The sequence below is a fragment of the Rhizobium sp. K33 genome (assembly GCF_056501445.1).
This window is the reverse complement of sequence record NZ_CP096478.1, coordinates 2,318,906-2,338,819: the sequence shown is the minus strand read 5'-3', so window position 1 is coordinate 2,338,819 and position 19,914 is coordinate 2,318,906. Positions and strand designations below refer to the sequence as shown.

Below are 19,914 nucleotides of genomic sequence, written 5' to 3'. Positions count from 1 at the left end.
TGGAAAATGCGCCAAAAGCTCATGGATTTTGAGGGGGTATTATGATCGTTGCTCGAAACTTCATCTGCATCGTCATGATGGCCGGGGTGTTCCCTTCAGTCACTTTTGCAAATGGTCTCGGTGAAGATCGCCCCTATCAGTTCCGGTCCGCCAACGAGCGTCAGGTGCTGCTCAATCTCGAGCGGACCCGACTGGAACTGCAGGGCGAATTCCCGGCCACCGGCGTCGGATCTGGCTCTGGACTGGGCACGCAGCAGACCGGTAACGCAACGACGATCAACATCAATGGCTCCGGCAACACGGTCACGGTCACCCAGACCAATTCGGGTGCGCAGACGATCACCCAGACTGACAGCAACAACTCGATCTTGAACAATTGAGGTCTGAGGCATGACATCTGGAAAATTCCGCAGCCTGCTGCTCGCTCCCGTGTTGTTGCTCGCCGCCTGCCAATCGCAGACCGCCGAGAAGGCTCCGAAGGAGCCGTTCCTGGGACCGGTTCCCATCGCAACACGCACGCCGGTTGATGCCGCGCTGGAATGCCTGAGCAAGCAACCTGAAGTTCAGCGCTATCCGCGGATGTTTGCAGTTCATGTCATCACGGACCAGACCGGCCGCTATTCCTCTGAGGAAACAGGCAATTATCTGCCGCGTGATAGCGCCGGCATGATGGTTTCGCTTCTGCAAAAGGCCGGTGTGAAGCAGGTCAATCGGTCGAATACAGCCGTTCCGGAATGGGAAATTGCCCGTGCCCGTGAGCAGATCCTGGGCGACGGTGGCAATGTCGTCGTCGGTGACGAAAGTCTGCCATTCCGTCCGCTCGTCAAGGGTGCCCTGCGCGGCTCCGACTATGTCATCGATGGTGTGATCACCCAGCTCGACTTCAACACCTATTCCGGTGGCCTCGAAGCAACCGTGGGTGGCGGCGGCGGCGGTGCCCGTCGGTTCGCCGTCACGGCGGCCGTCGACATCCGGGTCACGGATACGAAGTCCACGCGAATCCTCATGGCCAAGTCCTATTCGAAGCAGGCAGTCGGGCGCGAGGTCTTCGCGTCGGTGTTCCGCTTCTTCTCCGACGAGCTGTTCGACATCAAGATCGGCAGCAAGTCGCAGGAAGGTCTGCAGGCTGCCGTGCGCTGGACGCTGGCGGATGCGACCTATGATCTCGTCAAGGAATTGACCGGCCACAAGGGCTCCTGTGACGCCCTTCTGCCGCAGGCTTCCCAGGATGACCGCGCACCGGTCGCCGAGGTCGCTTCCGTCAATTGAGGCTCTCAGGGCACAGATTTGCGCCGGCATTTACGCGGCGGGGGAGACCATTTCCCGCCGGCCCTCAACGCCTCAAGCGTCCATCATTCCTTATTGACGCTATGACCGTAGCCCTATTTCTCCACACCCAGCACTTCCGCGCAGCGTGACAGGCTGAAGCCGTCGCCGTCGGTGTCGTTGCTCGCCCTGATTGTTGCGATGACGCCGGCCGTGTCGGTGTTGATCTGCAGCTCGCAGAAGAGCTGCTGGTATTGCGGCGGGCTGATCATCTCGGGTTCCCAGAAGGGATCGCGGGTCACCACGCGTGTCTGGGTCACCACCGTCTTGCCGGCGCCATCGGTCCTGGTTTGCGTCCGAACGATCGTGCGCGCCGGCTCGGGGCTCGAATAGGTCGGCGGAATGTAGCGGGTCTTGTCGCCGCCGCGCCAGGTGTAGATCTTGCCCGTCGACAGCGGATATTCGCTGATCGGCGGCCCATAGGCGGCAAAGAAGCGTTCCACCGGTTGGCCGATCCAGCGAGACTGCAGCGCGCGATTGGCGTCTTCCGTCGTCGTGCAGCCGGCAAGGATGCTGCCGCCAAGGATCAGGGCGGCGGTGAGGGCGCTTTGAATTCGCATGGCTTTCCTCGAAAATTCGGTGATTGATCCTAGACTGGTAGTCCGCGTCCTCGCAAGCAGGCGGCGCGGGACTTCAGCGCTATCCCTTCGTCCAAAACTGTGCCCGTGATCTCCAGGCCGCAGGGCCGGTCTCGGGCAAAAGCACGGCTGCGGCTTGATTCTCGAAGTCTCGGGGTCGATAACCCGCGGCAATCGGATTGGCACCGGTGGAGAGAATGCAAAAATCCTACAGCAAGTCGAAGCTCGTCCGGCGGTCGCGGGTCTTTCGTGGTTCGCTCGGGCTCTGGCGCCCGCGGCTGGTGTTCTGGACAGGGGCGCTCGCCATCGGCGTCACCAGCGTCGGCTTTGCCTGGATGGCCGATTTCGCGCAGGAGACCTTTCATCATGCGACCATGGCCGGCGAGTGGACTTTCCTGCTGCCTCTCCTGGTCACGCCGCTCGGCTTCATCGCCTGCGCCTGGCTCGCCATCACCTATTTTCCGAACTCCCAAGGCAGCGGCATACCCCAGGCGATTGCCGCCCGTCACCTGAACGACAACGAGGACCGGTCGCGGCTTTTGTCGCTCAAGGTCGCCTTCGGCAAGATCGCGCTTACCACGCTTGGCCTGTTTACTGGCGCCTCCATCGGGCGCGAGGGGCCGACGGTGCAGGTCGGCGCCTCCTTCATGCTGGCGGCTGCGCGCTTCGGCGGCATGGCGCAGGCGCGGGGGCTGATCCTTGCGGGTTCGGCTGCGGGCATCGCGGCTGCCTTCAACACGCCGCTTGCCGGCATCGTCTTTGCCATCGAGGAAATGAGCCGCGCCTATGAAAGCCGCGCCAATGGCATCGTACTGACGGCCGTCATTCTCTCCGGGCTGGCCGCGCTCGGTCTTGCCGGCAGCTATCATTATTTCGGCTCCACATCCGCCATTCCCGTCTCGGTGCGCGACTGGGTGCTCGTGCCGATCTGCGGCATCGGGGGCGGCGCGTTGGGGGCGGTGTTCAGCGGTCTGGCGCTGCATCTCGGCATCCGGATCCGCCGCTGGGCGCAGCCGGCGCCTGTCAAGCGCATGGTGTTGTTTGCCGGCGCCTGCGGGCTCGGCGTGGCCCTGATCGGCGTCATCTCCGGCGGCACGACCTTCGGCACCAGCTATGTGCAGGCGCGTGGGGCGCTGGCCGGCGAGCCCACATCCATGATCTTCTTCATCGAGAAATTCCTCGCCAGCTTCCTGTCGATGATTTCGGGCATTCCCGGTGGCATCTTCGCGCCATCGCTGTCGATCGGCGCGGGCTTCGGCAGCACGATCGGGCAGGTCATGGGCACCAGCGTCGCGCTCGGCGCCGTGCTCGGCATGGCCGGCTATTTTGCGGGTGTCGTGCAGGCTCCGATGACGGCCTTCGTCATCATCATCGAAATGACCGGCAACGACCATGCAATCCTGCCGATCATGGCAGTGTCTATGATCGGATACGTCACCTCGCGCCTCCTGTCGCCGGAGCCGCTCTATCACGGTCTGTCGCGCAACTTCATCGCCGCGGCGATCCGCGCCCGCCGCGCGGACCATCGCCATGGAGAAGAGCCGCAACCGCGGTGACAATCGGTGGCTTCGATCCGATGATGCAGGAAGTTCAGTCCGCGCCTTCCTTCGATGCGGAGAGCGTGGATTGAAGGGGCGCACATCTGCTAGGCTCTGCCAGCGTCTTCGCCCTGTCTCCGGCAGACGGACGTGGGAGGGTCGTCGTCATGAAGCTGCATTACAGTCGCAATCCCAATCCCCGGCTTGCCGTGGCCGTCGCGCGCCACCTGGGATCGCCGGTCGACTTTGTCTTCGCCGCGCCCTTTTCGCCGGGGCAGGCGGAGCGCTACCGGCACCTCAATCCCAGCCTCTCCATCCCGATCCTGGAAGAGCAGGGGCGGCGCAGCCTTTGGGAGGCGGATGCCATCGCCTGCCGTCTTTCGCGGCTCTCGGGTGAGAATTTCTGGCGGACGGACGACGAGGACGAGCCGGACATGATCCGCTGGCTGAGCTGGGGCAAGGCAAATTTCGTCAGGGCCTGCGACATGGTGCATTTCGAATTCGGCACCAAGCAACGCTATGGCATCGGCCCTGTCGATCAGGCGAACGTTTCGGAGGGGCTTGAGGCCTTCCGGCAATCGGCTGCCATCCTGGAAAAGGAACTGTCGGGCCGGCCTTTCCTGCTCGAGAGCGGCCTCTCCTATGCCGATTTCCGCATGGCAAGCTTTCTGCCCTATAACGACGTGGCCGGCCTGCCGCTTGGCGACTACCCCGCTGTTGCCGCGTGGTATCGGCGGCTGGAGGCTTTGCCCAGCTGGGCAAATCCGTTCAGCGGTCTCGATGCGCCCGAACTGCCTAAGGTCGCAAGCGCCGCGGAGCGACAGGAAAAGGCAGCGGCGGAACCACTCGGCTGAACTGTCGTTCGGCTTGTCTCGTGACCGGCTGGGTCCCATATCAGAGAAAAGCCCAAGACATGTCCGCCCCGCCGCGGACCAGGAGTGCCATCTTGTTTTCCTTCGACAATAGCTATGCCCGCCTGCCGCAGACCTTCCACCGGCCGGCGAGACCCGCTGCCGCCTCGGCGCCGAAGCTAATCCGCTTCAACAAGGATCTGGCGGATGAGCTCGGTCTTGATGTGGCCGGTGCGGATGAGGCGCGGCTCGGCCAGGTCTTCGGCGGACAGGTCATTCCCGTTGGCGCCGAGCCCTTGGCGCAGGCCTATGCCGGTCACCAGTTCGGTCACTTCAATCCGCAGCTTGGCGATGGCCGTGCGCTTCTGCTCGGGGAGGTCATCGATCGGGAAGGGCGGCGCCGCGACATCCAGCTCAAAGGCTCCGGCCCGACAGCCTTCTCCCGCAATGGCGATGGCATGGCGGCCCTTGGGCCGGTTCTGCGCGAATATATCGTGTCTGAAGCCTTCGCCGCGCTCGGCGTGCCGGCGACGCGCGCGCTCGCGGCTGTCGAGACGGGCGAACAGGTGGTGCGCGAGACCATGCTGCCGGGGGCCGTCTTCACCCGTGTCGCGTCGAGCCATATTCGGGTCGGCACATTTCAGTTTTTTGCCGCCCAAGGCGATGAAGAGGCGGTGAAGACACTCGCCGATCATGTCATCGACCGGCATTATCCGGAGGCCCGCAGCGCGACGAACCCTTATCTCGCCATGCTCACAGCGGTTGCCGAACGGCAGGCACGGCTGATTGCCCGCTGGCTCTCGATCGGCTTCATCCATGGCGTGATGAACACCGACAACATGGCGATCTCAGGCGAAACCATCGATTTCGGCCCCTGTGCCTTCCTCGATGAATATGATCCGCGCAAGGTCTTCTCGTCGATCGACCAGCGCGGCCGCTATGCCTATGCCAACCAGCCTGGCATCGGTCAGTGGAATATCGCGCGGCTTGCGGAATGCCTGCTGCCGCTGCTCGACGAGGAGGAAGAAAAGGCGATCGAAGCAGCCAACGGCGTGCTGAAGGCCTTCGGCGATGTCTTTCAGGAGGCGTGGCTCGATCTCTTCAAGGCCAAACTCGGCGTCGACGGGGAGGGCGCCGACGACCGGCAGCTGGTGAGCGATTTCCTTGAGCTGATGCATCAGGGCGAGGCGGATTTTACCCTCACCTTCCGCACCCTCTCCAAGGTTGCCGGCGGCGCGGCGGTCGAGACGCTGATCGATCTCTTCCAGGTGCCGCCGCCCGGTCTCTCCGATTGGCTCACCCGCTGGCGTGCCCGTATCGCCGACGACCGGACACCCGCCGAGCGGCAGGCTGCGATGGAAGCGGTCAATCCGGCATTGATCGCTCGTAACCACAGGATCGAAGAGGCCATCGCCGCAGCAATCTACGGCGACTACTCCTTCTTCCATCGTCTCGTGGACGCGCTTGCCACGCCTTATGTCGAGGATCCGGAGACGGCGGATCTGCGTGTCCCGCCGACGCCGGATCAGCGGGTCACGCGGACCTTCTGCGGCACGTAAGTGCTGCAGACGGGGTCAGTCGTGGCGCATGGCCGCGAGGTCGTCGAGCAGCGAGGGACCCGATGGGGTCCAGCCGAGCTCTGCGCGTGTCCATGCCGATGATGCCTTCATGTCGAGAACAGCGAAATGCGCCATCGCCCCGAGTTCTTCGCCGGCCGCAGAGGCCGCGATGGATCTCACCGGCAGCTTGAGGCTCTCGCCGATTGTTTGGGTGATGTCCCGGATGCGGATGCCTTCTTCATCCACCGCATTATACCGCGCACCGGGCGTCGCCTTCTCCGCCGCCAGGCGATAGAGGCGGGCGGCATCATCGATATGGCAGGCCGACCAGCGGGCCTCTCCGTCGCTGACATAGACGGCCTCTCCCTTGGCGCGGGCGATGTCGATGAGGTAGCTGACGAGGCCCTGGCGCCGCGTGTCATGGATCTGCGACAGGCGGATCGCCGTGACGTTGACGCCCTCATGCAGCAGATCCTGTCCGGCGCGCTCGGAGGCCGTGCGCGGATTGCGCTGCTCGAGGTTCAGCACATCCTCCCGGGCCATTTCGCCGGGGGCAGGGGTGCCCATTCCCACGGCCGAGGTGATCAGAAGCGGGCGGTCAGATCCTTTCAACGCGGCGCCGAGCGCTGCGATCGCTGCCGCGTCCTTCCGGCAATTGCCGGGGAAATCCGAGAAGTCATGGTCGAAGGCGAGGTGGATGACGGCATCGGCCTTTTCCGCGCCGCGCGTTAGCGTCTCGGGGTCCTCGAGCGTGCCGTGATGCACTTCGACCCCTTGGGCTTTGAGTTTGTCGGCGCCCTCGGCAGAACGGGTGAGGCCGATCACCTGATGGCCGGCGGTCTGGAGTTCGTGGATGACGGCCGAGCCGATGAAGCCGGTCGCGCCGGTGACGAAGATACGCATGTGCTTGTCCTTTGCAGTTGTGTCGCGACAAGCAATGCCAGATCTGTTATCCTGTTAAAGTAGTGACTTTATCATGGTATAATTGCTTCCCGGATCGCGACCCCGTCATGGCCACCACCACACTCGCCAGCTTCCTCAGAGATCGCCGCACGCGCCTTGACCCCGCCACCTTCGGCCTTGCTGGCCGGCGGCGCACGCCCGGGCTTCGACGCGAGGAGGTGGCGCAGCGCGCCAATATCAGCCCCACCTGGTATACCTGGCTTGAACAGGGCCGCGGCGGTGCGCCCTCCGCCGACGTTCTGAACCGCATCGCGCGCGCCATGCTGCTGACCGAGGCCGAGCGGGAGCACATGTTCATGCTGGGATTGGGCCGTCCGCCCGAGGCGCGCTACACCTCGGTCGACGGTGTCAGCCCGCGGCTTCAGCGCTTTATCGACCGACTGGAGACCTGTCCTGCCGTCATCAAGACCGCCACCTGGGAGGTGGTCGCCTGGAACCGGGCTGCCACGCTCATCCTCTCCGATTACGGCAAGCTGCCGCCCGGCGAGCGCAACATGCTGCGCTTCGTCTTCTGCAATCCGGAGGTGCGCGCCAAGCAGCATGACTGGGAGACGATTGCCCGCTTTGCCATCGCCGCCTTCCGGGCCGATGCCGCGCGCGCCGGAGCGGTGTCGCAAATCGGCGCCCTGGTGGAAGAACTTTGCGAGAAAAGCGCGGATTTCCGCCGGATCTGGAACGACAACGAGATCAGCGTGCCGGGCGAGGGGCAAAAGCGGCTGGTGCATCCGGTCTTCGGCACCATCGATCTGGAGTTTTCCTCCTTCGCCGTCGATGGCCGCGTCGATCTGAACCTGATGATCTATACGCCGGTCGATCCCGCCGTGGCCGAACAGATCCGCCAGCGGGTGCTGGAAAGCGCGTGAGGCTGCGACAGAAAAAGGCGCCCCTTGCGAGGCGCCTTTTCTTATTCGATCAAGTCTTCCAATCAGATCGACGGCTGCAGCGTCATCGACGTGCCGGTGGCGGCAATGTTCAGGCCGATCTGGCCGGACACGCTGACCGGCTGCAGATGGATTGAGCCGGAGGTGCCGCCGAAGAGGACATTGGCACCAACGCCGGCGCCGACGGTCGCTTCTGCGGTTGCGCCACCGTAAAGGCCGCCGAGCGAACCCTTGTGATAACCGGCAGTCGGGGCAAACACGGCCCAGATCACGCGGCTACGGGTCGTGAAACCGAGGTCGACGCCGAACTTCTTGATCGAGCCGGAATAGGTGTCGAGCGGCTCACCGTCGATGACGGAGGTAAAGGCGCAGTCGGCCGTCTTGGCGGAGCCGAGAACGTAGCCGAAGCCACCGCCGATCTGGCAATCCAGATAACCGATGCGGACACCGCCAACGCGGTCACTTTCGATCACGGCGGGAGCGGGCGCTGCGGCGGTCATGTCGGCGGCGGCGGTGATGCCGGCGGAGGTCAGAACGGGCAGGGCGGCGAGGCTCAGAGTGAGCAGTTTTTTCATGGCGATTCTCCTTCCATGTTCGGCTGCCAGGTGCGGGATGGCCGTTTTCGGCTTCTCAGGCAGCATGGAACAACGCCTATCGGCAAAGATTGATCCAACTGAGGCTGAAGATAGGCGGCAAAATGGCGATCCACCGCTTCATTGGCCGCGTCGCGCCAACGCCACGGCGAGCCTTTTGATCGCCCGGAACAAATCCGAGCGCCGGCGCTTGTCTCGGACACCCCAGCCGGAGACCCGCCATGACACTCACGCTTCCCGAACTCGCCAAGAAAATGCAGAAGATCGATTTCTGCATGATGATCACCAAATCGGAATTCGGCGCCATTGCCAGCCGCCCGATGAGCAACAATGGCGAAGTCGATTACGACGGCGACAGCTACTTCTTCTCCTATACCGACACTCGCAAGGTGCGTGAACTGACCGCCGACCCGACGGTGTCGCTCACGTTCACGGCCCCGCCCAGCCTGCTCGGCAAGCCCGGCATCTTCGTCGCCGTCGAAGGTCGGGCGAGCCTAATTGCCGACAAATCCGTCTTCGAGGCCCACTGGACCAAGGATCTCGATCGCTGGTTTCCCGAGGGCATCGACACGCCCGGCATCGTGCTGATCAAGGTCCATGCCGACACCATCCAGTATTGGGACGGCGAGGATAACGGCGTCATCCGCGTCTGACGCAGACGCGCAACCGTTGACAGATCAGGGCGTCGGCCATTGCCGGCGCCCTTTCTCGTTCTCGATGCGACACTTCCACCCAGGCTCCCGGCGCAATCGCGCGGTTCGGGGCGTGGACAGTGGTCGTGGGTCTCTTGCAGAATGTCGCAGACAGGCTGCAAATGCCCACGCCGGGCTTTTAAGATCGGCGCCACATCATCCACTCCCAGACATCGGGGTATCGAGAAGACCATGGCAGAGTTTCCGTCCAAGGCAAAAGTCGTCATCATCGGGCTCGGCGGCATCGTCGGCGCCTCCATCGCCCATCATTTGATCGAGCGCGGCTGGGACGACATCGTCGGCATCGACAAGTCGGGCATCCCCACCGATATCGGCTCCACGGCGCATGCGTCTGACTTCTGCTACACCACGTCCCACGACTATCTCTCGGTCTGGACCACGCAATACTCCATCGATTTCTACGAGAAGATGGGCCATTACGCCCGTATCGGCGGCCTGGAAGTCGCCCGCACCGGCGACGACACCTGGATGGAAGAGATCAAGCGCAAGCTCTCCTCTGCCCGCGCCTTCGGCACCCGCGCCCATTACGTCTCGCCCGCCGAAATCAAGCAGCTCTTCCCGCTGATCGAGGAAGATCAGGTCATGGGCGGGATGTTTGATCCCGACGCCGGCCTCGTCGTGCCCCGCTCCCAGACCGTTGCCGGCAAGCTCGTCGATGCTGCTGAAAAGTCCGGCAAGCTCAAGATGTTTGGCAATACGCCGGCCAAGTCCCTCATCGTCGAGGGCGGCCGCATCAAGGGCGTCGTCACCCATCGCGGCACGATCATGGCCGAGCACGTCATCGTCTGCGCCGGCCTCTGGGGCCGCCTGATCGCCGAAATGGTCGGCGAAGACCTGCCCGTCATGCCGGTCGACCATCCGCTGACCTTCTTCGGTCCGTATAACGAGTTCGAAGGCACCGGCAAGGAAATCGGCTATCCGCTGCTGCGTGACCAGGGCAATTCCGCCTATATGCGCGACACCGGCGACCCGAAGACCACTGAAGGCGGCCAGATCGAATGGGGCTATTACGAGCAGCACAATCCGCGCATGTGCCATCCGCGCGAGCTCCTCGAAAAGCACGAGGCGCGCCTGTCGCCCTCGCAGCGCGATCTCGACATGGAGCAGATCCTCGAGCCGCTCGAGCGCGCCATGGAGCTCACCCCGATCCTCGGGGAACTCGGTTATAACGAAAGCCATTCATTCAACGGCCTGCTGCAGGTGTCCGCTGCCGGCGGCCCGTCCTGCGGCGAAAGCCAGAAGGTCCGCGGCCTCTGGTATTGCGTCGCCATCTGGGTTAAGGACGGCCCCGGCTACGGCAAGCTGATTGCCGACTGGATGACCGACGGCCGCACGGAAATCGACCATTCCTCGATCGATTACGCCCGTTTCTATCCGCATCAGCTGGAAGAGAAGTTCATCGAGGGCCGCTGCTACGAGGCCGCCCAGAAGATCTATTTCCCTGCCGTGCACACCCGCGAGCCCTATGCCTCGGGTCGCAATGTCAAGCGCTCGCCGATGTATGAGCGCGAAGTCGAGCTCGGCGGCTATTTCATGGAACTCGGCGGCTGGGAGCGTGCGCATGGCTATGCCGCCAACGAGCACCTGTTGGAGAAATATGGCGACCGCGTTCCAGTTCGTGAAAACGAATGGGATAACAGGCACTTCTGGCGCGTTTCGAACGCCGAACATCTGGCGATGAGCGAGGATTGCGGCATCGTCAACCTCAGCCACTTCCACATGGTCGACATCGAAGGTCCTGACCATGTCGAGCTGCTCGAATGGCTCTGCGCGGCGAAGATCGGCGGCGACGCCAATATCGGCAAGGGCATCTACACCCACTTCCTCGATGACGAGGGCATGGTGCGCGCCGACTTCACCGTCTTCCGCATGGCCGACCGCTGCCGCCTGGTGAACGGCGCCGATGCCGGCCCGCGCGACCTCCATTACATGAAGCGCGTGGCGGAAGATCGTGGCCTCGACGTCACCATCACCGACACCTCGGAAAAATACATCACCATCGGCATCTGGGGCCCGAACGCCCGCGCCACGCTGAAAAAGGCGGTGGCCGAGCCCGCCGGCCTCGATCCCGAAAACTTCCCCTTCGCCGCGATCAAGCCGATCGAGATTGCCGGCAAGCACGTCACGGCCTTCCGCATCTCCTATGTCGGCGAGCAGGGCTGGGAACTGCACATGAGATACGAAGACGGCCTGGCCGTCTGGGATGCACTTCGTGCAACGGGTGTGATGGCCTTCGGCGTCGAGACCTATGCCAACTCGCGCCGCATGGAAAAGAGCCTGCGTCTGCAGAACGCCGATCTCCTCACCCAGTATAACCTGATCGAAGCCGATCTCGCCCGCCCGAAGGTCAAGGAAGCGGATTTCCGCGGCAAGGCCAAGCATCTCGAATACAAGGCCCGCGCCCAGCAGCCGGCCATGCTCTGCACGCTCGTCATGACCGACAATGTCGACAGCAAGGGCGTCGCCCGCTACCCCGTCGGCTCCATGCCGGTCGTCGACCCCGCGTCAGGCGAGGTCCTGATCGACAGCCTCGGTCGCCGCTCCTACACGACCTCGGTCGCCTTCGGCCCGACCATCGGCAAAAACATCGCGCTCGCCTATCTGCCGCAGGAGTATTGCGAAGTGGGGCGGAAGCTGAACGTGGAATACTTCGCCGAGAGCTTCCCGGTCGAGGTTGCGGCGGTGGGTTATAAGCCGCTGTATGATCCGGAGAATTTGAAGCCGCGCAGCTAAAGGGCAGGGCGGTTCGCTCGGAGGGTTATGGACCCGTCGGTCGTGAGGCCGGCGGTTTTTTTTACCTCTCCCCCTTGTGGGAGAGGTTACAAAATCGAGGGCTTAGCCCGATCAGGGCTAAACCTCAGATTTTGTTGGTGAGGGGATCGGTTCAGTTGCCACGACGAACGGACCCCCTCACTTGCGATTTCTGATGTTTAGGCGGCTTACGCTCGCCTAATTCCTCTCGCAGCCTTCGCGCGCCGTCGCGCTCAGGCCTCCGTTCGCTGAAATCGATTCACTGGCTCGATTTCTGGCCTTCGGCCATCGCTCCGAAGTCTCCCCCACCAAGGGGGAGATGGCGTCGCGCAAGACCGACCGCCCCTCGTCCCAAGCACCTCAGCCCCTCATCCGCCCCCTGAGCCTGTCGAAGGGCGGGCACCTTCTCCCCGCAAGCGGGGAGAAGGCCGAAACGGCCACCGCTTGCGCCCCCCTCTCCCCGCCTGCGGGGAGAGGGTAGGGTGAGGGGCAGAGGCCACAGGCTCGACTTCAAGCCTTCAATTTTCCGTTCTCTCCCGCAAGGGGGGAGATGGCCCCCACCAAAAATCATTTGTTCTCCCTTGAACAAATGGGCGTAAACTGCCCATCTTGAGGGAGAAGAAGCCGGAGGATAAAGGCATGGATGGGCAGGTGTTGCCGAAAGTGGACGTGGCCGATCCCGGCGCGCGGATCGCCTCCCTGCTCGCCGCGCAGAAGGCCGCCTGGGCGAAGGACGTGACGCCTGATCATGCCACCCGTGACGATCGCCTCAAGCGGCTCGATCGGATGGTCGTTGACTGGCAGGAGCGGTTCTGTGCCGCGATTTCCGCGGATTTCGGCAATCGGCCGGCCGTTGTCACGACGCTGACCGACATCGTGCCGCTGCGCGCCGCGATCCGCCATGCGCGCAGGCATCTCAAACGCTGGATGCGGCCGCGGCGCGTGTCGCTTGCCTGGACCGGGCAGCCGGCTTCGGCCGTCATCCTGCGCCAGCCGCTCGGCGTGGTCGGGATCGTAGCGCCGTGGAACTACCCGCTCAACCTGATGTTGTCGCCGCTGACCGGCGCGCTTGCCGCCGGCAACCGGGCGATGCTGAAACCCTCCGAGCTGACGCCCGCCTTTTCCGAGGCCCTGGCGAAAGCCGTGGTCGAGACCTTTGCCGAGGACGAAGTGGCCGTCGTGACCGGCGGGCCCGAGGTGGCGACCGCCTTTACATCCGCTCCCTTCGACCACCTGATCTTCACCGGCTCGACCGCCGTCGGTCGCAAGGTGGCGGAAGCGGCGGCGAAGAATCTCACGCCTGTCACGCTCGAACTCGGCGGCAAGTCGCCTGCCATCCTCGACGCCTCCGTGCAGTTCGACAAGGCCGTGCCGCGCCTCGTCTGGGGCAAGCTCCTGAATTCCGGCCAGACCTGCGTGGCGCCCGATTATGCGCTGGTGCCGCGCGATCGGGTCCAGGACTTCCTCGCCGCGGTGAAGGCCGAGGTTAACAGGCAATATCCCGGTCTGCCGGCCAACCCCGATTACACCTCGATCATCAGCCCAAGACATTTCTCTCGGCTCACCCGGCTTGTCGAGGAAGCGCGTGAGGCGGGCGCCGAGGTGGTCGAGCTGGCCGGTCCGCATGATGGCGAGCGACGCGTCTTTTCACCGGTGGCCGTGATCGGGGCGCCGGATGAGACCGCCGTGATGTCGGAGGAGATTTTTGGGCCGATCCTCCCTATTGTACCCTATGACACGCTGGATGAGGCGATTGCCTATATCAACCATCGTGACCGGCCTCTGGCGCTCTACTGGTTCGGCGAGGACAAGGCGGCGCAGGAGCGGGTCTTGACCGGCACGATCGCCGGCGGCGTGACCGTCAACGACACGATCCTGCATCTCGCCCAGGACGATCTGCCCTTCGGCGGTGTCGGAGCCTCCGGCTACGGCGCCTATCACGGTGAAGCGGGGTTCCTCGCGCTTTCCAAGGAAAAGCCGGTGCTGAAGCAGTCGCGCCTGTCGGCGGTCAAGCTGCTCTATCCGCCCTATGGGCGCTTCTCCGACTGGATGCTGAAACTCCTTGGCCGCTTCGGATGACGGCAAGGCGCCTCTTCGGTCAGCCGGCGGCCATGCGGGGTGCCGGGCGCGGCTCAGGAGCCGCAGGCATGGCCTTCGGCTGGGGTGCGATGACGGACAGCTCGAAATCGGCAAGCGGCATGGGTCGGCCGAAGAGATAGCCCTGGAAGGTCCGGCAGCCGGTCGTCTCGAGGAAGGCGAGCTGTGCTGGGGTTTCGACCCCCTCGGCGACGGTTTCGAGGCCGAGATCGGTGGCGATCGCCCGGATCGAGCGGAGGATTGCTGCATCGCGATCATGCTCGGCGGCCGCGACGACAAAGCTGCGATCGATCTTCAGCTCGCTCACCGGCAGACGGCGCAGATAGGCGAGCGAGGAGAACCCGGTGCCGAAATCGTCGAGCGAGAAGGTGAGGCCCAGCCGCTTCAGCGCGTTCATCTTGTTCGCCACGGGCTCGAGCCCGGCAATCAGCACGCTTTCGGTGAGTTCGAGGCGCAGCCGGGTCGGATCGATCGGGTGGCGTTCGAGCAATTGGCGGAGCGTCGTCTCGAAATCGCCTTCGTTGAACTGGCTGGCGCTGACATTGACCGAAAGCGTGAGCGCCGAGAGGCGCGGATCCTCTTTCCAGCGGGCGAGGGTCGTGAGCGCCTCTTCCAGCACGAAACCGCCGACGATCGGCATCAGGCCCATTTCCTCGGCGGCGGGAATGAAGGTCGATGGCGGGATCGGCCCGCGGGTCGGGTGGTTCCAGCGCAGGAGCGCTTCGGCGCCGAGCACGCGGCCATCGCGGTCGGTCTGCGGCTGATAGGCGAGCGAAAGCTGGCCCTGACGCAGAGCCGCCAGGAGATCACGCGCGATGCCGCGCGGGGCGGAAAGGCGCTGCTGCAGGGCATAGATCGTGCCGCAGAAGACCAGGGCCGCCATGGTCGGATTGAGCCAGACACCGATGGCATGGAGCTCCGGCGGGACCGGCTGGGCAAAGGGGAGGCGCAGGTCGGCCGCATGCAGGACGACGAAGGTCACGAGGCTGGCCGCGATGATGGCGAGCTGCAGCCGGGCGGGGCGCCGGAGATAATTGAGGTAGGCGAGCATGCCGAGGACCGGCAGGAAGAGATGTGTGACGCGCGGCGCACCATTTTGCGGCACGTCGAACATCAGCGAAAAGCCGATGATGAAGATTAGGAAGCTCATCTGCGCGACCAGCAGGAAGAGATCGAGCCGCCCCCTGGTGACGAGCGCAAAGCAGACGAGGCCGGCGATGACGGGGAAGAATTCGGCGGCCGCCATCAGATACTGGCCGTCGACGAAGAAGACGACCGTCCACAACAGGGCGAAGGCTGCCACCGTCAGCGACACGGCCTGGTAGATGCGGATCATGCGAGCCGCTTTGTGCTCTTCACTGCCCATGCCGATCATATCCTGCCCGATCTTCCCCTCAGGGCCACGGATGGTGCACTCCCGGCAGACATGCGGGAGGCTCAGATCAGGATACTCTAACTTAGGAGGCTAAAGAAACGGTGTATCGTGATAATTGCATTTGCAACGATCTGGCGCTGCAGATCAACGCTTCTCGGCGGGGTTGGGGCGGTTCTGCCAGTGGCGAACCGCCCCTCCGGACCTTCTGGTCCTTCCTCCCCCCGGAGAACTCTCAGCCGGCCTTCGCGACCTTCATGACTTCAGGGTCGTAAACCCGACCGAAGCGATTGGCAAGGAAGGCGTCGAGACCAATTTCTTCCTGGCGCACGAAACCGGCCTGCGGCAGCGTGCCATCGGCGAGCAGGTCGAGCACGGTGCAGATGCCGGCGGCCGTGGTGATCTGGATGGCGCTCATCTTCTTGGCAGCAACCACGCCGGCATAGACCTTGTTGGCATAGGTTTCCTGCAGATAGCGCCCGTCCTTCCAGCCGCAGACGGTGACGAAGATCACGACGACATCCTGCATGGTGGCGGGCAGGGCGTTTTCGAAGAGATCCTTCAGCACATCGCGGCGGTTCTTCAGGTTGAAGTCGTTGAGTAGCGCCTTGATGATCGCCTGATGGCCGGGATAGCGGATGGTGCGGTAGTTCATCGTGCGCACGCGGCCTTCCAAGGTCTTTGCCAGCGTGCCGAGGCCGCCCGAGGTGTTGAAGGCCTCGTAGGTGACGCCGTCGAGGGAGAATTCCTCGCGCTCTTCCATGGCCGGTACGACCGTGAGCTTGCCTTCGACGATGGCTTCGCAGGGCTCGATATATTCGTTGATCAGGCCGTCGGTCGACCAGGTCAGATTGTAGTTCAGCGCATTCGACGGATATTGCGGCAGGGCGCCGACGCGCATGCGCACCGTGTCCAGCGTGTCGAAATGCTTGGTCAGGTCGTTGGCAACGATCGAGATGAAGCCTGGGGCGAGGCCGCATTGCGGGATGAAGGCGGAACGGGCGCCGCGGGCAAGTTCTTCGACCTTGCGGGTGGTGGCGACATCTTCCGTCAGGTCGAGATAATGGGTCGCGGTGCGGGCCGCACTTTCGGCGATGGCGCCTGTGAGGTGGAAGGGGGCTGCCGAGAGGACGGCGAACTGGCCGGAAAGCGCCGCGTCGAGTGCTGCCGCATCCGTGATGTCGAGTTCAAGGGTCTTCACGGCCGGGTGGCTGTCGAGCTTTGCCAGTTGCTCGGCGCTGCGGTCGGCCACGGTAACATGGTAGTCGCCGGTTTCGGCCAGCATGCGGGCGATGGCGCCGCCAATCTTTCCGGCTCCGATGATGGTGACGTTTTTCATGGCATTGCCCCTCTTATGCATGTCGCCCGGCTGACCGGTTCGTTGTCTGTGATTGAACCAGTGTGGCGGCGATGCGTGCCGATTCCAAGTGACGATCTGTGCGGTTTGCGGTATCGTTGTTGGCAAATCGACGAACAGGATGCGCGATATGCAGCTGACGGACAAGGACAGGGAACTGCTCGCACTTCTCTCGGAGAACGCGCGATTGCCTGTGGCAGAGCTTGCCCGCAAGCTCGATCTCTCCCGCACCACGGTCCAGGCCAGGCTCGAACGGCTGGAAGCGCAGGGCGTGATTGCCGGCTATCAGGTGCGGCTGTCGGACGCCTATCAGAGCGGGCTGATCCGGGCGCATGTGATGATCACGATCGCACCGAAGGCGCTGTCGGCGGTCACGGGCGAGTTGAACGCGATCCGCGAGGTATCAGCCCTTTATTCGGTCAACGGGCCCTATGATCTGATTGCCATCGTCGCTGCGCCGTCCATTTCCGAGCTCGATCGGCTGATCGACCGGATCGGCGAATTATCGGGCGTGGAGAGAACCTTGTCCTCCATCATCCTCTCTACGCGCATCGCGCGGTGAACACGCAGGCGCCCGTGTATCTGTAAACCCTTAATCAACCATATGTTGTTATTGTGTGCCAAATCGTTCTGGGGGTTGGGATGAGAGTGGTTGCATTTCTGCTTGCATCGGTACTCTGGCCGACGGGCCTGCTTGCGACGCCTGCCGTCGAGAAAGGCGTAGCGCTCGAGATTGCGCCGGGGACTTCGACCTGGATCAACCGCAACGGATCCGTGCTGGTTCTGGACCGCGGGCAGGATGGGCTGTTGCAGGGCTATTTCGTCAACAATGCTCCGGGCAAGGGGTGCCGCGGCATTCCCTATGCGCTCGACGGGCGCATTGTCGATGGCATGATCGCCTTCCAAGTCACGTGGCGAAACGGGGTGGCCGACTGTCCGAGGCATACGGAGTGGCGCGGCGAGATCCGGCCCTCCAACGAGGGGCGCCTTGAAATCCATGCGGCCTGGGAGCAGTTCTCCACCATCGTCGCAATCGGGCTGAGCAGCGAGGAGCCGGAAAAGGGCACCGACATCTTTACCCTGCAGATGGGCAATGAACTGCTGCCTGAAAGAGTGGCGCCAGGCATATCGGTAATTCCCTAAGCGAATTGCACTCAGGCTGCGGCGAGTTCCGCCTTGTCGAGCGCCCGCTCCAAGGCTGCAATGCAGATCTCGTCGTGATGGCGGCCGGCACCTTCCCACAGGATCGAGAGCGCCTTGGCGACCGGCATGGCAGCGCGGTAGGGGCGGTCGGCGGTCAGGGCATCGAAGACATCGGCGGTTGCAACGATTCGGGTCTCGAAGGAGATCTCGTCACCTTTCAGGCCGCGCGGATAGCCGGAGCCGTCGAGCTTTTCGTGATGGGCGCCGCCGATCAGGGCGAGGTCGGAAAAGGCGGCGATACGCGAGAGGATTGTCTCGGAAAACTCCGAATGGCGCTTCATCTGCTCCCATTCCTCGCCTTCAAGGCGGCCGGGCTTGTCGAGCACGCTGTTGGAGACGCCGAGCTTGCCGATATCGTGCAACAGGGCGGCACGCTTCAGGCGGCGGCGCTCGGCCAAGGGCATGCCGAGCTCTTCGGCGATCATGTCGGTGAAGAGGGCGACGCGGTCGCTGTGGCCTGACGTGTAGGGGCTCTTGGCATCGATGACGCGGGCAAAGCCTGCCGCGATGTCGTCGAGATAATCCTCGTCGGCCATGACTGCCTGGCGGCCGGGTTCGAGCGCCAGCACATAGGCTTCCAGATTGTCCGCGCCGAGTTCGGCGAAGAAGACGGGGGTGGCGAGTTGTTCGAAGACCTGGACGAGCGTGGGATCAAACCAGCTGCCGGCCCGCTTTCTCACCTCCGCCAGGGCTGCCTGCGAGCCCTGATGGACGAAGAAGACATCAATGACCTGGGCCATCAGGGCGATGCGGGCGAAAAGATGGATCTCCGTTCCCTTCAGTCCCTGCGGCTGGCCGCCGCCATCGACATGTTCGTCGAGATCGAGAATGCCGCGGGCGACCTCCTCGGAAAAGCGCATCTGGCGGGCGATCTCGGCGCCGCGCTGGCAGCGGGTCTGGATGAGGCTCGTGGTGAACTCTCCGCCATTCTTGAAGACATTGAGGATGCCGCGGAAGCGTTCGGCAAGGCCCGCGTGCATGCCGGTATGGGAGAGCACGAATTTGAGGATCTGCGGGAAGGAGCCGTCGACCAGCTTGAAGTCGTGTTTGAACTTCAAGTCGTCGGCGAGATAGAGCTCGCAGATGCGCGCGGCATTCGACGAGCAGCCGAGATCCTTGAGGAGCAGTGTGTAATAGAGATCGCGCAATTCCTCTTCGCCAAGGCCAAGCGCCTGGCCGATGCGGGTGCCGATGAAGCAGCAGCGGACGCAATGGCCGGGCGGCTGACCCTCCGTCATGTCCAGCGCGTGGCTGAGCGCTTCGATCAGTTCGGCAAGCCTGATGGTCTGGGTCATGGACGCTCCTTCGGACGGGAGCTTAGAAGCTTTGTCTTAAGAAGCCGTGTTGGACGGAGCTTGCCATTGCGCTCACGTCAACCTCCTGTTCATCGCTTCCGTGCTTGTCTTTTTCCCGCATTGTCTTAAGCCATGAGACGCACTATGTGCGGATAAGCCAAACCAACGAGGACTGTCCCCTGTGATGAACGAAGACGAAGACGACAAGAGCAAGGAACTGCCGATCGGCAAGGAAACGGAAGCGAACCTCTTCAAGTCGCGTTCGATCTTCATCTATGGCGGGATCACCATGGAGCTGGCGCAGAAGGTCTGCACGCAGCTCGTCGCGCTCGCTGCCGCATCGGACGAAGACATCCGCGTGTTCGTCTGCTCGCCGGGCGGCCACGTCGAAGCCGGTGACGCGATCCATGACATGATCCGTTTCATCAAGCCGAAGGTGTGGATCATCGCGACCGGCTGGGCCGCGTCTGCGGGTTCGCTGATCTTCGTGTCCGTGCCGAAGGAGCGTCGCCTGGCGCTGCCGAACACCCGCTTCCTGATGCACCAGCCGTCTGGCGGCACCCGCGGCATGGCCTCCGACATCGAGATCCAGGCGCGCGAAATCATCAAGATGAACCAGCGCCTGATCAAGATCTACGCCAAGGCCACTGGCCAGTCGGAAGAGAAGATCGCCAAGGATATCGACCGCGACTACTGGCTGTCTGCCGAAGACGCCGTGTCCTACGGCCTCGTCGGCCGGATCATCGAGAGCCATGCCGATATCGGCTGATTGCCGCTTGCATGACGATACAGAAAAGCCGCCGGAGCGATCCGGCGGCTTTTTTCGTGGCTTGCGGT

The 19,914-nt window shown here is 63.3% G+C and carries 18 protein-coding genes; 12 read left to right on the top strand and 6 right to left on the bottom strand.

Features of this window, described 5'->3' with window-relative positions:
* Positions 1–41: 41 nt before the first annotated feature.
* Both M1E12_RS11530 and M1E12_RS11525 read left to right on the top strand, forming a co-directional pair.
* Positions 42–380 (top strand): hypothetical protein, encoded by a 339-nt coding sequence (locus M1E12_RS11530; protein WP_479561872.1) that lies wholly within the window; start codon positions 42–44, stop codon positions 378–380.
* A 10-nt stretch (positions 381–390) separates the two neighbouring features.
* Positions 391–1,269 (top strand): CsgG/HfaB family protein, encoded by an 879-nt coding sequence (locus M1E12_RS11525; RefSeq protein WP_136541173.1) that lies wholly within the window; start codon positions 391–393, stop codon positions 1,267–1,269.
* A gap of 113 nt (positions 1,270–1,382) precedes the next feature.
* Here the strand turns inward: M1E12_RS11525 and M1E12_RS11520 are convergent, their stop codons facing one another.
* Positions 1,383–1,886, bottom strand: a complete 504-nt coding sequence (locus M1E12_RS11520) for a hypothetical protein (RefSeq protein ID WP_479561871.1) — start codon at positions 1,884–1,886, stop codon at positions 1,383–1,385.
* A 215-nt stretch (positions 1,887–2,101) separates the two neighbouring features.
* On the opposite strand from M1E12_RS11520, the gene M1E12_RS11515 reads away from it, so the two are divergent.
* The 3 genes from M1E12_RS11515 (at position 2,102) to M1E12_RS11505 (ending at position 5,852) form a co-directional block, all read left to right on the top strand.
* The gene (locus tag M1E12_RS11515) at positions 2,102–3,460 is read left to right on the top strand and encodes a chloride channel protein (RefSeq protein WP_479561870.1); all 1,359 of its coding nucleotides are present in this window, start codon (positions 2,102–2,104) and stop codon (positions 3,458–3,460) included.
* 149 nt (positions 3,461–3,609) lie between these two features.
* Entirely contained in the window at positions 3,610–4,296 is a 687-nt protein-coding gene (locus M1E12_RS11510; RefSeq protein WP_479561869.1) for a glutathione S-transferase family protein, read from the top strand.
* Positions 4,297–4,388: 92 nt separating this feature from the next.
* On the top strand, positions 4,389–5,852 hold the full coding sequence (locus tag M1E12_RS11505) for a protein adenylyltransferase SelO (protein WP_479561868.1): 1,464 nt from the start codon (positions 4,389–4,391) through the stop codon (positions 5,850–5,852).
* A gap of 15 nt (positions 5,853–5,867) precedes the next feature.
* Here the strand turns inward: M1E12_RS11505 and M1E12_RS11500 are convergent, their stop codons facing one another.
* Entirely contained in the window at positions 5,868–6,755 is an 888-nt protein-coding gene (locus M1E12_RS11500) for an SDR family oxidoreductase (RefSeq protein WP_479561867.1), read from the bottom strand.
* A gap of 107 nt (positions 6,756–6,862) precedes the next feature.
* Here M1E12_RS11500 and M1E12_RS11495 point away from each other — a divergent pair, with 107 nt between their 5' ends.
* A complete protein-coding gene (locus M1E12_RS11495) occupies positions 6,863–7,678 on the top strand; it encodes a helix-turn-helix transcriptional regulator (RefSeq protein ID WP_479561866.1) in 816 nt (271 codons plus the stop codon).
* 62 nt (positions 7,679–7,740) lie between these two features.
* Here M1E12_RS11495 and M1E12_RS11490 read toward each other — a convergent pair whose 3' ends face one another.
* The gene (locus M1E12_RS11490; RefSeq protein WP_113461832.1) at positions 7,741–8,271 is read right to left on the bottom strand and encodes a DUF992 domain-containing protein; all 531 of its coding nucleotides are present in this window, start codon (positions 8,269–8,271) and stop codon (positions 7,741–7,743) included.
* Between the two features lie 239 nt (positions 8,272–8,510).
* Here M1E12_RS11490 and M1E12_RS11485 point away from each other — a divergent pair, with 239 nt between their 5' ends.
* The 3 genes from M1E12_RS11485 (at position 8,511) to M1E12_RS11475 (ending at position 13,832) form a co-directional block, all read left to right on the top strand.
* Positions 8,511–8,942: a pyridoxamine 5'-phosphate oxidase family protein gene (locus tag M1E12_RS11485; protein ID WP_310241988.1), complete on the top strand. Its 432-nt coding sequence runs from the start codon at positions 8,511–8,513 to the stop codon at positions 8,940–8,942.
* A 231-nt stretch (positions 8,943–9,173) separates the two neighbouring features.
* Positions 9,174–11,735 (top strand): GcvT family protein, encoded by a 2,562-nt coding sequence (locus tag M1E12_RS11480; protein WP_479561865.1) that lies wholly within the window; start codon positions 9,174–9,176, stop codon positions 11,733–11,735.
* 657 nt (positions 11,736–12,392) lie between these two features.
* Positions 12,393–13,832, top strand: coding sequence for a coniferyl aldehyde dehydrogenase (locus M1E12_RS11475; protein WP_479561864.1), 1,440 nt, complete (start codon positions 12,393–12,395; stop codon positions 13,830–13,832).
* Between the two features lie 19 nt (positions 13,833–13,851).
* On the opposite strand, the gene M1E12_RS11470 is transcribed toward M1E12_RS11475, so the two are convergent.
* Together M1E12_RS11470 and M1E12_RS11465 are read right to left on the bottom strand one after the other, a co-directional pair.
* The gene (locus M1E12_RS11470; RefSeq protein ID WP_479561863.1) at positions 13,852–15,216 is read right to left on the bottom strand and encodes an EAL domain-containing protein; all 1,365 of its coding nucleotides are present in this window, start codon (positions 15,214–15,216) and stop codon (positions 13,852–13,854) included.
* Between the two features lie 241 nt (positions 15,217–15,457).
* On the bottom strand, positions 15,458–16,561 hold the full coding sequence (locus M1E12_RS11465; protein WP_479561862.1) for a saccharopine dehydrogenase family protein: 1,104 nt from the start codon (positions 16,559–16,561) through the stop codon (positions 15,458–15,460).
* Positions 16,562–16,709: 148 nt separating this feature from the next.
* Between M1E12_RS11465 and M1E12_RS11460 the strand changes: the two genes are divergently transcribed.
* Positions 16,710–17,141, top strand: coding sequence for an Lrp/AsnC family transcriptional regulator (locus tag M1E12_RS11460; protein WP_113458064.1), 432 nt, complete (start codon positions 16,710–16,712; stop codon positions 17,139–17,141).
* 80 nt (positions 17,142–17,221) lie between these two features.
* The gene (locus M1E12_RS11455; protein WP_479561861.1) at positions 17,222–17,722 is read left to right on the top strand and encodes an avidin/streptavidin family protein; all 501 of its coding nucleotides are present in this window, start codon (positions 17,222–17,224) and stop codon (positions 17,720–17,722) included.
* A gap of 11 nt (positions 17,723–17,733) precedes the next feature.
* Here the strand turns inward: M1E12_RS11455 and M1E12_RS11450 are convergent, their stop codons facing one another.
* Positions 17,734–19,077 (bottom strand): HD-GYP domain-containing protein, encoded by a 1,344-nt coding sequence (locus M1E12_RS11450; RefSeq protein WP_479561860.1) that lies wholly within the window; start codon positions 19,075–19,077, stop codon positions 17,734–17,736.
* Positions 19,078–19,261: 184 nt separating this feature from the next.
* Between M1E12_RS11450 and M1E12_RS11445 the strand changes: the two genes are divergently transcribed.
* Entirely contained in the window at positions 19,262–19,846 is a 585-nt protein-coding gene (locus M1E12_RS11445) for an ATP-dependent Clp protease proteolytic subunit (protein WP_113458061.1), read from the top strand.
* The last annotated feature ends 68 nt before the right edge of the window (positions 19,847–19,914 follow it).

Coding starts and splice junctions, on each gene's coding strand:
- M1E12_RS11485 (WP_310241988.1), top strand. CDS start 8,511: ATGACACTCACGCTTCCCGAACTCGCCAAGAAAATGCAGAAGATCGAT.
- M1E12_RS11500 (WP_479561867.1), bottom strand. CDS start 6,755: ATGCGTATCTTCGTCACCGGCGCGACCGGCTTCATCGGCTCGGCCGTC.
- M1E12_RS11475 (WP_479561864.1), top strand. CDS start 12,393: ATGGATGGGCAGGTGTTGCCGAAAGTGGACGTGGCCGATCCCGGCGCG.
- M1E12_RS11520 (WP_479561871.1), bottom strand. CDS start 1,886: ATGCGAATTCAAAGCGCCCTCACCGCCGCCCTGATCCTTGGCGGCAGC.
- M1E12_RS11470 (WP_479561863.1), bottom strand. CDS start 15,216: ATGGGCAGTGAAGAGCACAAAGCGGCTCGCATGATCCGCATCTACCAG.
- M1E12_RS11455 (WP_479561861.1), top strand. CDS start 17,222: ATGAGAGTGGTTGCATTTCTGCTTGCATCGGTACTCTGGCCGACGGGC.
- M1E12_RS11510 (WP_479561869.1), top strand. CDS start 3,610: ATGAAGCTGCATTACAGTCGCAATCCCAATCCCCGGCTTGCCGTGGCC.
- M1E12_RS11490 (WP_113461832.1), bottom strand. CDS start 8,271: ATGAAAAAACTGCTCACTCTGAGCCTCGCCGCCCTGCCCGTTCTGACC.
- M1E12_RS11450 (WP_479561860.1), bottom strand. CDS start 19,077: ATGACCCAGACCATCAGGCTTGCCGAACTGATCGAAGCGCTCAGCCAC.
- M1E12_RS11460 (WP_113458064.1), top strand. CDS start 16,710: ATGCAGCTGACGGACAAGGACAGGGAACTGCTCGCACTTCTCTCGGAG.
- M1E12_RS11465 (WP_479561862.1), bottom strand. CDS start 16,561: ATGAAAAACGTCACCATCATCGGAGCCGGAAAGATTGGCGGCGCCATC.
- M1E12_RS11445 (WP_113458061.1), top strand. CDS start 19,262: ATGAACGAAGACGAAGACGACAAGAGCAAGGAACTGCCGATCGGCAAG.
- M1E12_RS11530 (WP_479561872.1), top strand. CDS start 42: ATGATCGTTGCTCGAAACTTCATCTGCATCGTCATGATGGCCGGGGTG.
- M1E12_RS11525 (WP_136541173.1), top strand. CDS start 391: ATGACATCTGGAAAATTCCGCAGCCTGCTGCTCGCTCCCGTGTTGTTG.
- M1E12_RS11515 (WP_479561870.1), top strand. CDS start 2,102: ATGCAAAAATCCTACAGCAAGTCGAAGCTCGTCCGGCGGTCGCGGGTC.
- M1E12_RS11495 (WP_479561866.1), top strand. CDS start 6,863: ATGGCCACCACCACACTCGCCAGCTTCCTCAGAGATCGCCGCACGCGC.
- M1E12_RS11480 (WP_479561865.1), top strand. CDS start 9,174: ATGGCAGAGTTTCCGTCCAAGGCAAAAGTCGTCATCATCGGGCTCGGC.